Genomic DNA, 13901 nt, shown 5'->3' on the forward strand with positions numbered 1-13901 from the left:
GTTGGCACTTTCGGTCATGCGCTCTGTGCTTGCCGTCGCATTCGCGGGCGAAGTATCGGATCCGTCTCACGTCGGGCGTCGTCCCAAAACCGCGAGATTGGACGGCGGCGTCGGCCAAGCCCGTGCATCCGGCGCCCGACAGGCTCAGGCCGTGACTTCCGACCAGCAGTTCGGCGTCTCGTACAAACGCAGACGCACCAGACGCAGGTCGCGGCCGTAGCGCGCGTCGAACACATGGCTCAGCTTGTCGAACGCCGCCGCGGCCAGATTCTCGACGGTGGGCACGCGGTCGAACACCACGGTCTTGTGATCGGGCATCGTCTCAAGGAAAGTGCGCACGGCGGTATCGCCCTCGTAGACGAGGAACGCGTGGTCCCACACGGACACGAGATGCTCATTGGCGAGCGACTTCACATCGGCGAAATCCATCACCATTCCGTTGTCGGACGCACCGCTCTCACGGCTCACTTCGCCGGCGAGCGTGATTTCGAGCACGTAACGATGCCCGTGCAGATTGCGGCACTGGCTTCGGTGATCGGGAATGCGGTGGCCCGCATCGAATTCGAGTTTCCGGGTAATCGTAATCACAGCAACGGCTCAGGGAATATTCAGATATTTGTGCGTCTGCATCGACAGCGACCAGCGCGGATGCGATTTGCAGTAGTCGATCGCCAACTTCGTGTTGGTATCGCGCAGCGGACCGTCCATCGGCTGGAGATAGAAGTGCGTGAAGTCGAGCGCTTCGTAATCGGCCAGACGCTGGCGATCCTGCGGCACGACGACCTTCAGTTCGTCGCCTCGCGTGACGACCATCTCGGCATCCGCCTTCGGGCTCACGCACACCCAATCGATGCCTTCCGGAACGACCTGTGTGCCGTTGGTTTCCACCGCGATGCGAAAACCCTCGGCGTGCAGCGCGTCGATAAGCGGCGCATCGAGCTGGAGCAACGGCTCGCCGCCCGTGCACACCACGAACCGGTGGGCGCGGTCTTCCTGCGGCCACAACGCCACGATCTGCGCGACCAGATCGGCAGGGGTGCGGTATTTGCCGCCGTTCTCACCGTCGGTGCCGACGAAATCCGTGTCGCAAAACTGGCAGACGGCCTCGGCACGATCTTCTTCGCGCCCCGTCCACAGGTTGCAACCCGCGAACCGGCAGAACACCGCCGGGCGGCCGGCGTTAGCGCCCTCGCCCTGCAATGTGTAGAAGATTTCCTTTACCGCGTACGTCATGATGCGCTCGACTCGACTCTCTCGATGAAATGGTTCGGTTTGAGACTCAACTTCAATGGGATCCGGTTATGCCGGCATCCGGAAATTCGTCACGGGACGCTACGGCGCACGCTCGCGCTCGCGCTCGCAATACGTTATTGTGCGCCACTTCGCGCGCGCCACGCCTCATAGCCGCGCTGGCGCAACTCACATGCCGGGCATTCGCCGCACCCGTAGCCCCAGGCGTGCAACACGCTGCGCTCACCGAGGTAGCAGGTGTGGGTATCTTCGCGCACCGTTTCGACGAGCACGTCGCCCCCCAGATCCTGCGCCATCTGCCATGTATCGGCCTTGTCGATCCACATGAGCGGCGTCTCGACCACGAAGCGTTGGTCCATGCCCAGATTGAGCGCAACCTGAAGCGCCTTCATGGTGTCGTCTCGGCAGTCCGGATAGCCCGAGAAATCCGTCTCGCACATCCCGCCGACCAGCACGCGCAGACCGCGCCGATAGGCAATGGTCGCACCAATCGTCAGGAAGAGCAGATTACGGCCCGGCACGAACGTATTCGGCAGGTTATTGGCCGCCATCGCGATCGTGGTCTCGCGCGTGAGCGACGTCTCGCTGATCTGGCCCAGAATCGCCAGATCGATCATGTGATCGTCGCCCAGACGCGGCGCCCACTGCGGGAAACGCTCACGCAGCTTGGCAAGCACATCGGTGCGGCACTCCAGCTCCACGCTGTGGCGCTGCCCGTAATCGAAACCCAGCGTCTCCACGCGCGCATAGCGCGAGAGCGCCCACGCGAGGCAGGTGGTCGAATCCTGTCCACCGGAGAACAGAACCAGAGCGGAATCGGTGCTTGTCGTCATGATCATGCGCTAGCAGTATCGCCCTCGCCGTCGCGGCGTCGAGACGCCAGGACAACATGACGTCGGGACCGCAAGACGATTCGGGCCGGGGCACGCGCTTGCGGCTGCCGTCGGATACCAAGCGATTCGGCCCTGCCGGACCCTCCGGGGCAACCCGCGTGCGGGATATGTCACGCGATTTTGAACCGCGTTGCCCCGCGTCGCTATCGCCGGGCCGTTATACCCATCATCGGGCAGCGTTTTGATTCAAACGCAAAAAGGGCTTGCGATATGCGCAAGCCCTTCGAATTTGGTGGCCTGGGTCGGAATCGAACCAACGACACGCGGATTTTCAATCCGCTGCTCTACCAACTGAGCTACCGGGCCAAGAGAAAAGCGATTATAGAGACTGAATGCGCTTTGCGCAAGCCCTTATCGTCACTTTACTGAAAAAATCTGCGCAAAAGCGGCATGACGCAGCACGGGGGCGCGTCGCGTCGCCATGGCGTCAGGTCTTGCTCTTGGACAGTTCGACGCCCAGTTGTTTGAGCTTGCGATACAGGTGCGTGCGCTCCAGCCCGGTTTTCTCGGCCACACGCGTCATGCTGCCGTGCTCCTTGGCCAGATGGTAGGCGAAGTAAGCGCGCTCGAAGGCGTCGCGCGCTTCGCGCAGCGGTACATCGAACGAGATGTCGGCAGACATGCCCGTGCCGGCCACGCCGCTCACGCCGTCGCTATCGTTCGCGCCGAGCGGCACGTGATGCGAGGCGGCGCCGTTCAATCCGGCCCCCGGATGGCGCGCCTCGCTCTCGCCGAACGCGCCGGTCTCGAGCGCGTCGTCATCGGCGTCGAAAGCCCCCGTCGCACCGCCGGCGGCCTCGCGCTTGCCGCGCGCCAGCCCCTGCTCCACGGCCTGCAACAGCTTTTGCAGGGCAATGGGCTTTTCCAGGAAGTTGAGGGCGCCGATCTTGGTCGCCTCGACGGCGGTGTCGATCGTGGCGTGTCCCGACATCATGATCACGGGCATGGTCAGCAGTTGCTGGGCCGCCCATTCCTTGAGCAAGGTCACGCCGTCGGTATCGGGCATCCAGATATCGAGCAGCACGAGGTCGGGCGTATGGGCGGCACGGAACACGCGCGCTTCATGCGCGTTCTCCGCCACCTCCACGACATGCCCCTCGTCGCTCAGAATCTCCGAGAGCAGCTCCCGGATCCCCATTTCGTCATCCACCACCAAAATGGTTGCCATTTACGCTACCTTCGTGTGTTCTGCCGGCTTGTTGCGCGGCAGTTCCTGGTCGTCAGCCAATTGAGTAAACAAGATCGAAATCTGTGCACCTGCACTGCCTTCACCCTCGGGCAATGGCCGGTTACGGAGATCGATGCGCGCCTGATGCTCATCGATGATCTTCTTGACCATCGCCAGCCCGAGGCCGGTGCCCTTCGCCTTGGTCGTCACGTAGGGTTCGAAGGCGCGGGTCAGAATGCGCGCCGGGAAACCCGGCCCGTTGTCCGTGATCGTCAGACGCACTGCCGTGCGCTTCGGTTCACCCGGATGCACATCCGTTCCTGCGTATTCTACTGTCTTCGTTTCCACCGTGATAAGAGGGTTTTCGGTTCCGCCGACGGCATCTTGAGCATTCTGCAGCAGATTATGGATAACCTGTCGCAATTGCGTCGAGTCGCCGCGAATCTCCGGCAGATCGGCATCGAGATACGGCCGAATCGCGCCACGCCCTTCATCCACCCCATATAACGTCAGCACTTCGCCGATCAGCTCGTTGATTTGCAGCGGATGCATGATGGCAGGCGGCAGGCGCGCGTAGTCCCGGAAATCGTCGACCATGCGCTTCATCGCCGCGACCTGATTGACGATGGTCGTCGCCCCCTTGCGCAACACCTCGGCGTCGGCCGGCGGCAGCTTGTCGGACAGTTTCATCTGCAACCGCTCCGCCGACAACTGAATCGGGGTGAGCGGATTTTTGATCTCATGAGCCAGCCGTCGCGCCACCTCGGCCCACGCCACCGAGCGCTGTGCCGAGATCACGTCGCTAATGTCGTCGAACACCACCACATATCCGCCACCCGCACGCGTGGGCACACCGGCCACCGCCATCATCGGTTCGGGCAGGTGCGAGCCGCGCACCAGCAACGTCACGCCATCGGTTTCGCCAGGCAGCGTCAAGCCGATCTGCTGCTGCCAGTGCCCCCCCGGGCCGAGGTCGGCGTTGGCGTCGCGATCCGCGAACGCACGGCGCAGCGTCTCACCGAACTCTACCAGCGCCGGGATATGGGCGGGCGAGCGATTCAGTTCACCCTGAAAACTTTGCTTGAAAATGCGTTCGGCGCCGGCGTTGGCCGTCGTCAGGCGGAAGTCGCGATCGAACACGAACACCCCGGCCGTCAGGCTCGACAGAATACTTTCCAGGTGCGCCTTCGAACTTTCGAGTGCGAGCCGATTGCGTTCGACGTTAGCCCGCGCGTCGGACAACTGGCGTGTCATCGCATTGAACGCCTGCGTGAGGAAGCCGAGTTCGTCGTTGGTGCGCACCTCCCCCTTCGGCGACAAGTCGCCCGCCGCCACTTCCTGTGTGCCGCGCGCGAGCAGGAACAGCGGTCGCGCCAGCTGGCTGCCGAGCGCCAGCGCCAGCATCATCGCCACGAAGGTGGCGAGGAACAGCGACAACGTGAGGGTGCCGATATACATCTTGCGCAACCCGGTGCGCCCGAGCGCCTTTTCCTGATATTCGCGATAGGCGTTCTGCACGGCCTCGGCGCTCTGCGCGAGATTGGCCGGCACCAGTTGCGTGACCTGCAGGAACCGTTCGTCGTCCTGCAACGACGAGGTATAGGTCGACGGAATCCGGATCACGACCCGCCAGCGAAGCTGATCATGCCCCTCGCGCTTGTCGTAGCCTTCGCTGCCGCCTTCGATCGCCGTGTAACCGCGCGACTGCGAGCGCGCCTGACGCAGCATGAGCGGCGTCGGCAAATCGGGCACCAGCGCATTGAAGTTGCTCGATGCGGAAGCCTGCACCCGTCCGTTGCCATCGACGATGGTCGCGTCCTGCAAGCCGAACTGGTCGCGCATGCGAAGCAGCGTGAGCGTGCCGCCCTTGTCGCCGCTCGACGCCAGATTGTCGGCCACCAGTTGCGCCTTCGCGCTCAGATCCGACAAACCGTTGTTCAGGATCGCACGGCCGAGTTCCAGCCCGGAATCGAGCGCGGTCTCCACACGCACGTCGAACCACGACTCGATGCTGCGCGAGACGAACTGCAACGACACCAGATAAATGATGCCGCCGGGCAGCACACCGACCAGTGCGAAGAAGATCGCGAGCTTGGCGAGCAAACGCGTACCGAAGCGTCGCTGACGCAACCGCACGAGAATGATCCAGACGAGCGCGCCGACGATGAAGATGAAGATGATCGCGACGGCAATGTTCGCCGTGTACAGCAGCGAGTAGTAACGATCGAAGAACTCGGTATTGGCCGACGCGAGCGCCAGCAGGCCGAACAGGCCGATGGCGACCAGCGCCATCGTGACGATCAGCGTGCGGATGACGATATGCTTGAGCAGGCCGCCGCCGTTATTTGACACGGGCAGCTCCGGGCGGCGCCGCCGCGTTGAAGGCGAGCGGCAGTTTGCCCGTCATCCGGGGCGCGCTGCTCGACATATCGGACGATGCCGTCGCTGTGAGCCCCGTCAGACCGATGCCCGTCGACGTGCTGGGCGGTGCCAGCGTCATCGAGAAGGGAGAGGCGGCGGCGGAAACCGTGGAAGCGGACGCGGCGGACGAGGCGGAGGCGGTAGAGGCGGTGGAGGGCGGCTGCGCCCCCGGTGCCGCAGCCATCGCGGGTATCGACAGGCTCGCGGCGGCCGGCGCTTGCGCCGGAGAGAACAGGAAGCGTGCCCAGTCCGAACTGAGGTTCCAGTCGCGGTTATTCACCGCGTCGATCTGAAACGGCTTGGGCATGAGGGCATTGTCGAGTCGCATGCGAACGGACGCCTGATACTGCGTGCCCGACTTGACCACGCCCTTTTCGATCACCCGCCAGCCGCTCACGTTGCGCACGAGCGCGAGCGCCTCGCGCAACGAACCGAAGCCGAGTTGCAGGCCACCGCTATTGCTGTTGCCGTTATTGCTCGAAACACGGTATTGCCGCGTGAGCGGCTGGAACCACAACCGCACGCTCTGCGACGTATTCACCACCTTCTCGTCGAACCAGTACCAGCGCGAGCGCGTGAGTTCGAAGTCCGTCGTGAAATAGAGGGAGACGCCGCGATTGACGGCATCTTCGAGGCTGTTGTTGAGCTCGAAAGCGAAGCGCGCGTCGAGCGACCAGCCGCCGTCGGACGGTTCGAGCCGTGCCTCGCGCACCTGGATGTCGTTGTCGGCGAGCGCGGGTGTCGCGTAGCCGAGCGCGAAGACGCTCAGCAGCAGCGGCAGCAGGCAGGCCAGTAGCCGTTGGGAGAATGTCACCGTTTCTGGAAACGAGCGTAGTAGAAACCGTCGTGGGCGCCGCCGGGAGTCATCAGCAGTTGCCCGGGAGCGTCCAATCGTACCGCATCTGTGCGAACCCGTTCAAACCATTGCGCTTGTCGTTCGTTTTCCGACGGAAAGACGGAACACGTCGCGTAAATCAGCTCGCCGCCCACGGCCAGCGTGTTCCAGAGCGCCAGCAGAATACGCCGTTGCTCCTCCACCAGCGCGGCGATATCGGCCTCGCGACGCAGCCAGCGAATGTCCGGGTGACGCCGCACGATGCCGGCGGCCGAGCACGGCACGTCGGCCAGAATCCGGTCGAACGGCACGCCGTCCCAGCCCCCGCCGGACCACTTCGACGGGTTGCCCGCGTCGCCGATGCGCACGTCGGCTTCCAGCCCGAGACGTTCGAGATTCTCGTAGATGCGCGGCACCCGCGTGCGATCCGATTCGAGCGCCGTGACGTGAACGTCCGCCATTTCCAGAAGGTGCCCGGTCTTGCCGCCGGGTGCGGCGCAGGCGTCCAGCACCCGCATGCCCGCACGCGGCGACTCGCCGAGCACGAGCGGCGCGGCCAGTTGCGCACCGGCGTCCTGCACCGAGACCCAGCCGTCTGCGAACCCCGGCAGACGATCCACCGGCACCGCCTGCGCAAGACGCAACGCCACCGGGCCGATGACCTCGGCGTCCATGCCGGCGGCGCCCAGGCTCGCCTGCATCTGCGCCACGCTCACGCGCCGGGTGTTCACACGCAGCGTCATCGGACCGCGGCTGTCGCCGGCGGCGAGCAACGTCTCCCATTGCTCGGGATAGGCGTCGCGCAAGGTGTCGATCCACCACGTCGGGTAGTTCCAGCGGGCTTCGGGTTGAGTGGCGATTTCCGCCATCAGTTCGGTGCGCTCGCGCAAGAAGCGCCGCAGGACCGCATTGGCCAGTCCCTTGGCGGCGACGGTGCGGCGTTGCGCGGCGATCGCCTCGACCGCCTGATCGACGACGGTAAATTCGGTGTACGCAGCACCTTCGGCATCGTCCTGTAGCAGGGCGAGCGCGCACAAAAGAATATCGCGCACGCGCGCCTGAAGCGTGGGCTTGACCAGCAGGGCGAGCAACGCTCGGCTGCTTCCCAGACGACGCACGGCGCGATAGGCGAGATCCTGGGCGGCAGCGCGCACGGTCGGCGCGCACTGAGTGGTCGCTTGCGCGAGTGCCTGCGGCAACGCGGTGCCCTTCTGGACGGATTCGAGGGCCTGAGCGGCGCGTTGCAGCGCGTAGGCCAGGGATTCGGTGGGCAGACTCGGTTGCGGCATGGGCATTCTACAAACGAACATGCCCGCGCGACGGCGGGCATGTGAGGCTATCAGACGGCTGTCGGGCGACAGGATAGCAGACTGACGCCCCCCCATTGCGCCCGACACTTGCCCCTGCCGCAGGGGCGACACCAAGCGCGTCAGCCCTCACTTCGCACCCGTCTGCGAGACACGACATCCCGGGCGCCCCGGCATTTCATCAGACGCCCGCTTCGCGCGACGAGCGCCGGCTTCGCATAGCGCGCCCGGGCCGTGAGGGTTGATGTCAGATTGGTCCACGACGTTCCGCCCTTCAATACCAACCTGCGTACTAACGCCCATCCCAACGCCCATCATGCGAAAACGCCATCTCCCAGCACTCTTGCTCAGTCTGCTCGTCGCCACCGCGGCCCAGGCGCAGAACCCGGACACCAGCACGCTGAACGATCAGGTCTTTGCCGCCTATCAGGGCTGGTTCCATTGCCCCGGCGACCCCGGCCCGGATAGCAACTGGTTCCACTGGTCGTACATCTCGCAGGTCGTGCCGGACGCGAACATGGTGAGCGTGCCGGGCTATCCGATCACCACCGAGTATCCGGTTCAGTCGCGTTGCGCCGTGCCCGGTCTGACGGTCAACGGCCAGCAGGCCTACTTCTTCACGTCGTTGTCGTCGGGCACTGCACAGACGCACTTCCGCTGGATGCGCGAATACGGCATCGACGGCGCGATGCTCCAGCGCTTTCTCGGCTCGCTGGACTCGTACTACGCCGAACGGGACATCGTCCTCACCAACGCTTTTCAGGCCGCGCGCGACAACGGACGCAGCATCATGATCGAGTACGACATGAGCGGCATGTTCAACGACACGCACAGTCAGGCGGAGGAAGATGCGCTCTTCAACAAGATCACGGCCGACTGGACCCATCTGGTCAACGACCTGCACATTCTCGACAACCCCGGCTACCAGAAGCACAATGGCAAGCCCGTCGTGTCGCTCTGGGGTATCGGACGTCCGGCCGACGAATTGTGGGGGGTGAAGCCGGCGCTCGCGCGGCGCGTGATCGCCTGGTTCAAGAACACGGCGCAAACGACGGTGATCGGCGGCGTGAGTCCGTTCTGGATGGAACTGCCGGAGTGGAAGGACACCCTCGCAATGCTCGACGTCATCCAGCCCTGGAACGTCGGCTCCTACAGCACCGAGGACGACCTCGACTGGCAACTGCGCAACCGCATCAAGCCGCAGCTCGACGCCACCCGGGCCTCGGGGCAGCTCTACATGCCGACCGTGCTGCCGGCTTCGTCGGGACGCGATCGCGCGAACGGCAACCGCCCGACCATCGGCGCGCATTCCCGAGGCGGCGCGTTCTTCTGGCATCAGGCTTACGACGACCGTAGCGCCGGCGTTCGCACGATCAAGATCGCCATGTTCGACGAAGTCGGCGAGGGCACGTCGTTGCTGAAGCTCGCGAGCAACGCCTCGGAGACGCCATCACAACTTCAGTGGGTCAACCTCGATCAGGACGGCCTGCGCTTGCCGCACGACTGGAACCTGCGCATGGCGCACGAGATCGGCAACCTCTTCCACGGGGTACCCGGCTACACGCGCACCACGCCGACAGATCCGGGGCCGTTCGATTCGAGCATTCCGGAGTGCGGCGTGCTCAAGCCGAATCAGGCGATCACAGGCACGGCGTCGGTGTCGTCGTGCGACGGCCACATGAGCCTGCGTCAGGAGAGCAACGGCACCGCCGGCCTGTACCGCGACGGCACGCTCGCCGCAACGATCGGCAAGCCGGCCAATGCCAGCGGCCGGTTGCTCATGCAGGGCGACGGCAATTTCGTCAGCTACGACACCACAGGCAAACCGCTCTGGGCGACCAGCACGGAGAACCATGCCGGTGCGTACCTGTATGTCGCCAACGACGGAACCGTTCGTGTGATCTATCAGGGCGAGGCGATCTGGACGTCGCCGCCGAAGCCCTGAGGCGACATCACTCGTAGCGCCCGGTACGCGCCATTTCCATCAACCGGGCAATACGCTCCTCGGTCGCGGGGTGGGTGCTGAACAAGTTCTGCAACCCACCCGCGCGCAGCGGATTCATGATCATCATCTGCGCCGTGGCCGGATGCTGCTCGGCCGTATCGAACGGAATGCCCTGCGCGTAACGGTGGATCTTGTCGAGCGCCATCGCGAGCGCCTGCGGGTCGCCGGAAATTTCCGCACCGCCCCGGTCCGCTTCGAACTCGCGCGCGCGCGAAATCGCCATCTGAATCAGCGATGCGGCCAGCGGCGCGAGAATCGCCACGGCAATGCTCGCGATCGGATTGGCCGGACGGCCGTTTTCGTCGCGGCCGCCGAAGATCATGGCGAAGTTGGCGAGCGCGGAGATCGCGCCGGCCATCGTCGCGGAAATCGTCGAGATGAGAATGTCGCGGTGCTTCACGTGCGCCAGCTCGTGCGCCATCACACCGCGCAACTCACGCTCGGAGAGGACACGCAGGATACCGGTCGTCGCCGCCACGGCAGCGTTCTCCGGATTGCGGCCGGTCGCGAATGCGTTCGGGGCATCCTCGTTGATGAGGAACACCTTCGGCATCGGCAGGCCGGCGCGCTGCGACAACTCGCGCACCATGTTGTAGAACTGCGGGGCGCTGGTTTCGTCGACCTGCTGCGCGTTGTACATGCGCAGCACCATCTTGTCCGAGAACCAGTACGAAAAGAAATTCATCGCGAGCGCAAACGCCAGCGCGAGCATCATGCCCTGCTTGCCGCCGATCATGCCGCCCACCACCATGAACAACGCGGTGATGGCCGCCATCAGCAGGGTGGTCTTCATCCAATTGAACATGGTGTTCTCCTCTGCAAATTCTTGATGACCTCATAGAGTCACGCACTTTGCGTGTCCTCGGGCGTTAGATGGCGACGCCTCTCGAAAATTCAACGTCCGGTGTGACTCCTGCGCACGTTTTTCAGACGTTCACCGCGATTCGGGGCGACTTCCGCGACGTTTTGCGTCATTTTCGTACTGTTTTGATGAACAGAACGCGTCGTCCCAAAAAGCTCAAGGCGTTTCGCCCGACGTCAATACGTCGCCCGGCGCCAAGGCAAAACCCGCGAGGAATTCGCGCACCGGCAAACGCTTGCCGCCCGGCTTCTGGCATTCGGTCACGCGCAGCGCGCCTTCGCCGCAGGCGATCACGATGGCGTCAGCGCTCACTTCGAGCACCGTACCGGGCGCGGCGCCCGATCGACCTGCGACGGGGCTGGCGCGCCACAGCTTCACGGGCGTGTCGTGCACCGTGCCCAGCGCGCCGGGGAACGGATCGAACGCCCGCACCTGACGGGCCAGCATTTCGGCCGGTTTGCCCCAGTCCAGCACCGCTTCATGCTTGGCGATCTTTTCGGCGTAAGTGACGCCCGCTTCGGGCTGAGGCTCGGACGGCAGGTGGCCATCGCGCGCCAGTTGACGCAACGCGTCGACGATCAGCTTGCCGCCCAGCGCCGCCATGCGGTCGTGCAGCGTGGCCGTCGTGTCCTGCGCACCGATGGGCTCGGCTTCACGCAGGATCATCGCGCCGGTGTCGAGACCGGCGTCCATCTGCATGATGGTGATGCCGGTCTCGGCGTCACCCGCTTCGATGGCGCGATGAATCGGCGCGGCGCCACGCCAGCGCGGCAGCAGCGAGCCGTGAATGTTCAGGCAGCCGTAGCGCGGCAGATCGAGGACTTCCTGCGGCAGGATCAGGCCGTAGGCGGCCACGACCATGACGTCCGGTGCGAGCGCACGCAGTTGTTCGATCGCGGCCGACGCTTCCTCGGGGGACTTGCCGTTGCGACGCAGCGACGGGGGCTGCGCCACCGGCATGCCATGCGACTGCGCATACCGCTTGACCGGGCTGGCTTGCAGCTTCATGCCCCGCCCGGCAGGACGATCCGGTTGAGTGAGCACCAACTCCACCGGGAAGCCAGCAGCATCGATAGCGGCAAGCGCGGTTTGTGCGAACTCCGGTGTGCCGGCGAAAACGATGCGAAGCGTCATGATGAACTTCCTCCTGCTGACCGCTTGGATGTGACTGGGTGTGACTGGGATGTGCGTCGACTTACCGGACGGCTGAGGCCGGTGCGGCGACCGTGGCTGTCGGGGCGGCAGCCGATGCCGTGGGCGCAGCGGATCGGACGAAGGCACGGAAGCGCTCGTTCGTATCGCCCGCGCGGCCGCCTTGCCAGATCTCCTGCCAGCCGTCGTCCGGCACGGCAATCCGTGCATTGGCCTTGTCCAGCACGAGCAACGTACCGCAGCGCGGCGCGTCTGCGAGGCTCGCCAGCTGCACCGGCCGGACATCGATGAAATAGTCGAGCATGCCCCGCTCCGACTCGCCCATGTTGAATGACCCGATGCAAGCGCTCACCCCCGAGGCGTCCGTCTTTGGCGCCTTCACCAGCGCAGCCTGGAGCGCGGCGAAAGGCGTGCGGTAGCTGCGTGCTTCGTTGACCCACGGCAGCAGCAACGTCGAGAGCGTTCCCCATACGAACAACAGGCCGGCAAACCCGAAAACCAGCGCGCCGAGTCGACGACGATGCACGATGGCCGCGCCCCACAGTGCGGCGATCACGAGCGCCGCCAGCACCAGTCCCGGCGAGAACGGCAATACATAGTCGAGCGGCAGCCATTTGCCGATGGGGCCGGCGGCGACATGTCCGTTTCCGGTCAGTTGCAGCCCCCACCGTACCCACAGGAAAAGCCCCAGCACGCTCATGAGGACCAGCGCCACGCCGGACCACGTCTTCTCCAGCCAGGACGGCAGACGCACCCCCGCCCCCAACACGGCGATCGCCGGGAAGAGCGACAACATATAGATATCGCGGATGGCCGACGAGACCACCAGCGTCAGCACGAACAGTCCGACGTACAGCCACAGCATGGCGAGTTCGGGACACGCGGCGGCGAAGCGTCGCACGCCGCCCTGTCGCAGTTGCGCGATCAGCGCGCCGAGCGCGAGCCAACCGGCGGGAAACGTGAGTCCGAGCAGGCTCGTCACGTCGTTCCAGTACGACTTGCGCTCGCCGCCGAGATGCACGAAACCGAAGAAGCGACCGAAGTTGTTATCCCAGAACCATTCGATGAACAACGGTTCGGAGGCGCGCCAGAACAGCACTGGCCAAACGATCAGCCACGGGAGCGACGCCAGCACCGCCCAACCGAGCGACGCCGCATAGCGTCGCGTGCGATAGGCCGGCAGCAGGAGTACGGCGAGCGCGGTGAGTCCGAGCACGCCCGGCACCAGCAGGCCCTTGCTGAGGAACGCGATGCCCGCGCCCGTGCCGAACAGCAGCCCCCAAAGCCGCGCGGAGTTTACCGCTCGGGCCTGGGCCAGACGCGCCAGCGCCGCCAGCGCGAGCGCCGCGCCCGCCAGTTGCGGCACGTCCGCCGTCAGCTTGTGGATGTTTTCGATGGCGCCGAAACTGCCGACCATGAGCATCGGCGCGAGCCAGTGGAACGTGTCGGCGCCATACAGGCGTTGCGCCAGCCGACCTACACAGATCACCGCGATCACGAGCCACGCGAGCACCGCGATTTGCGCACCCTGGAAGACCGGCAGCACGTCGGACGTAAGCCGCGCGAACAACGCCCCCGTCCAGTACATGACCGGCGGCTTCTCTACGAAGGGGTCGGCCGCCACGTGCGGCACGATCAGGTCGTGCCCCCGGAAGAAGTTCAGCACCATACCGACCGAATACGGCTCGTCGGCTTTCCACGGATCGCGATCGAACAGGCCCGCGAGCAGAAACGCGAACAGCAGCGCGGCGCTCAGCCAGTAGATCGTGCGAGCACGGGATGACGGCGACGCGGACGACGAAGCGGACGAGGGGGATGAGGCAGACGAGGCGGTCTTATGGGTGGCGATGGACATCTCGGTGAACAGTCGGGGTGTGGGTCCGACGGCAGACGTTCGAGACGCCCCGTCGCAGCGGCAGAAGGCTGGCGTGTAGCCCGCGAGCGCTGCAAGTATAGAGGACTTTACCGGGCGCGCCCACGGCGGGCGGCCCTCACGGCAGGAAGACG

10 protein-coding genes, 1 tRNA gene and 1 pseudogene are annotated in these 13901 nt (G+C 64.8%); 1 reads left to right on the forward strand and 11 read right to left on the reverse strand.

Translation table 11 applies throughout. From position 1 onward, the window contains the following. Positions 1–144 precede the first annotated feature (144 nt). The 8 genes and pseudogenes from queD to rsmB all read right to left on the reverse strand — a co-directional run bounded on the left by queD (position 145) and on the right by rsmB (position 7857). Complete coding sequence (gene queD / locus PAN31108_RS04665; protein WP_150667701.1) at positions 145–588, reverse strand: 6-carboxytetrahydropterin synthase QueD; 444 nt, start codon at positions 586–588, stop codon at positions 145–147. A gap of 9 nt (positions 589–597) precedes the next feature. Further along, entirely contained in the window at positions 598–1233 is a 636-nt protein-coding gene (gene queE, locus PAN31108_RS04670) for a 7-carboxy-7-deazaguanine synthase (protein WP_150667702.1), read from the reverse strand. 134 nt (positions 1234–1367) lie between these two features. Beyond that, positions 1368–2090, reverse strand: a complete 723-nt coding sequence (gene queC / locus PAN31108_RS04675) for a 7-cyano-7-deazaguanine synthase QueC (RefSeq protein WP_150667703.1) — start codon at positions 2088–2090, stop codon at positions 1368–1370. Between the two features lie 284 nt (positions 2091–2374). Continuing rightward, positions 2375–2450: transfer RNA gene (locus PAN31108_RS04680), tRNA-Phe, on the reverse strand. 121 nt (positions 2451–2571) lie between these two features. Then, positions 2572–3312 (reverse strand): response regulator, encoded by a 741-nt coding sequence (locus PAN31108_RS04685; RefSeq protein ID WP_150667704.1) that lies wholly within the window; start codon positions 3310–3312, stop codon positions 2572–2574. After that, on the reverse strand, positions 3313–5604 hold the full coding sequence (locus PAN31108_RS04690; protein ID WP_281350037.1) for a sensor histidine kinase: 2292 nt from the start codon (positions 5602–5604) through the stop codon (positions 3313–3315). A 346-nt stretch (positions 5605–5950) separates the two neighbouring features. After that, positions 5951–6547, reverse strand: a pseudogene (locus tag PAN31108_RS26705) (DUF4390 domain-containing protein); the annotation flags it as partial. Further along, a complete protein-coding gene (gene rsmB, locus PAN31108_RS04700; RefSeq protein ID WP_150667706.1) occupies positions 6544–7857 on the reverse strand; it encodes a 16S rRNA (cytosine(967)-C(5))-methyltransferase RsmB in 1314 nt (437 codons plus the stop codon). The gene rsmB and the pseudogene PAN31108_RS26705, both read right to left, overlap by 4 nt. Before the next feature lie 334 nt (positions 7858–8191). On the opposite strand from rsmB, the gene PAN31108_RS04705 reads away from it, so the two are divergent. Then, a complete protein-coding gene (locus tag PAN31108_RS04705; RefSeq protein WP_150667707.1) occupies positions 8192–9820 on the forward strand; it encodes a glycoside hydrolase family 71/99 protein in 1629 nt (542 codons plus the stop codon). A 7-nt stretch (positions 9821–9827) separates the two neighbouring features. Here PAN31108_RS04705 and htpX read toward each other — a convergent pair whose 3' ends face one another. The 3 genes from htpX to PAN31108_RS04720 form a co-directional block, all read right to left on the reverse strand. Then, complete coding sequence (gene htpX, locus PAN31108_RS04710) at positions 9828–10685, reverse strand: zinc metalloprotease HtpX (RefSeq protein WP_150667708.1); 858 nt, start codon at positions 10683–10685, stop codon at positions 9828–9830. 213 nt (positions 10686–10898) lie between these two features. Continuing rightward, entirely contained in the window at positions 10899–11876 is a 978-nt protein-coding gene (fmt, locus tag PAN31108_RS04715) for a methionyl-tRNA formyltransferase (RefSeq protein ID WP_150667709.1), read from the reverse strand. Positions 11877–11937: 61 nt separating this feature from the next. Further along, positions 11938–13749, reverse strand: coding sequence for an ArnT family glycosyltransferase (locus PAN31108_RS04720; RefSeq protein ID WP_150667710.1), 1812 nt, complete (start codon positions 13747–13749; stop codon positions 11938–11940). Positions 13750–13901: the final 152 nt, after the last annotated feature.

Source organism: Pandoraea anhela (assembly GCF_902459655.1).
GTDB classification, from domain to species: Bacteria; Pseudomonadota; Gammaproteobacteria; order Burkholderiales; family Burkholderiaceae; genus Pandoraea; species Pandoraea anhela.

Excerpts from the sequence above, each read along its gene's own strand:
- queE (WP_150667702.1), bottom strand. The coding sequence starts at position 1,233 with ATGACGTACGCGGTAAAGGAAATCTTCTACACATTGCAGGGCGAGGGC.
- queC (WP_150667703.1), bottom strand. The coding sequence starts at position 2,090 with ATGATCATGACGACAAGCACCGATTCCGCTCTGGTTCTGTTCTCCGGT.
- PAN31108_RS04685 (WP_150667704.1), bottom strand. The coding sequence starts at position 3,312 with ATGGCAACCATTTTGGTGGTGGATGACGAAATGGGGATCCGGGAGCTG.
- PAN31108_RS04690 (WP_281350037.1), bottom strand. The coding sequence starts at position 5,604 with ATGGCGCTGGTCGCCATCGGCCTGTTCGGCCTGCTGGCGCTCGCGTCG.
- rsmB (WP_150667706.1), bottom strand. The coding sequence starts at position 7,857 with ATGCCGCAACCGAGTCTGCCCACCGAATCCCTGGCCTACGCGCTGCAA.
- PAN31108_RS04705 (WP_150667707.1), top strand. The coding sequence starts at position 8,192 with ATGCGAAAACGCCATCTCCCAGCACTCTTGCTCAGTCTGCTCGTCGCC.
- htpX (WP_150667708.1), bottom strand. The coding sequence starts at position 10,685 with ATGTTCAATTGGATGAAGACCACCCTGCTGATGGCGGCCATCACCGCG.
- fmt (WP_150667709.1), bottom strand. The coding sequence starts at position 11,876 with ATGACGCTTCGCATCGTTTTCGCCGGCACACCGGAGTTCGCACAAACC.
- PAN31108_RS04720 (WP_150667710.1), bottom strand. The coding sequence starts at position 13,749 with ATGTCCATCGCCACCCATAAGACCGCCTCGTCTGCCTCATCCCCCTCG.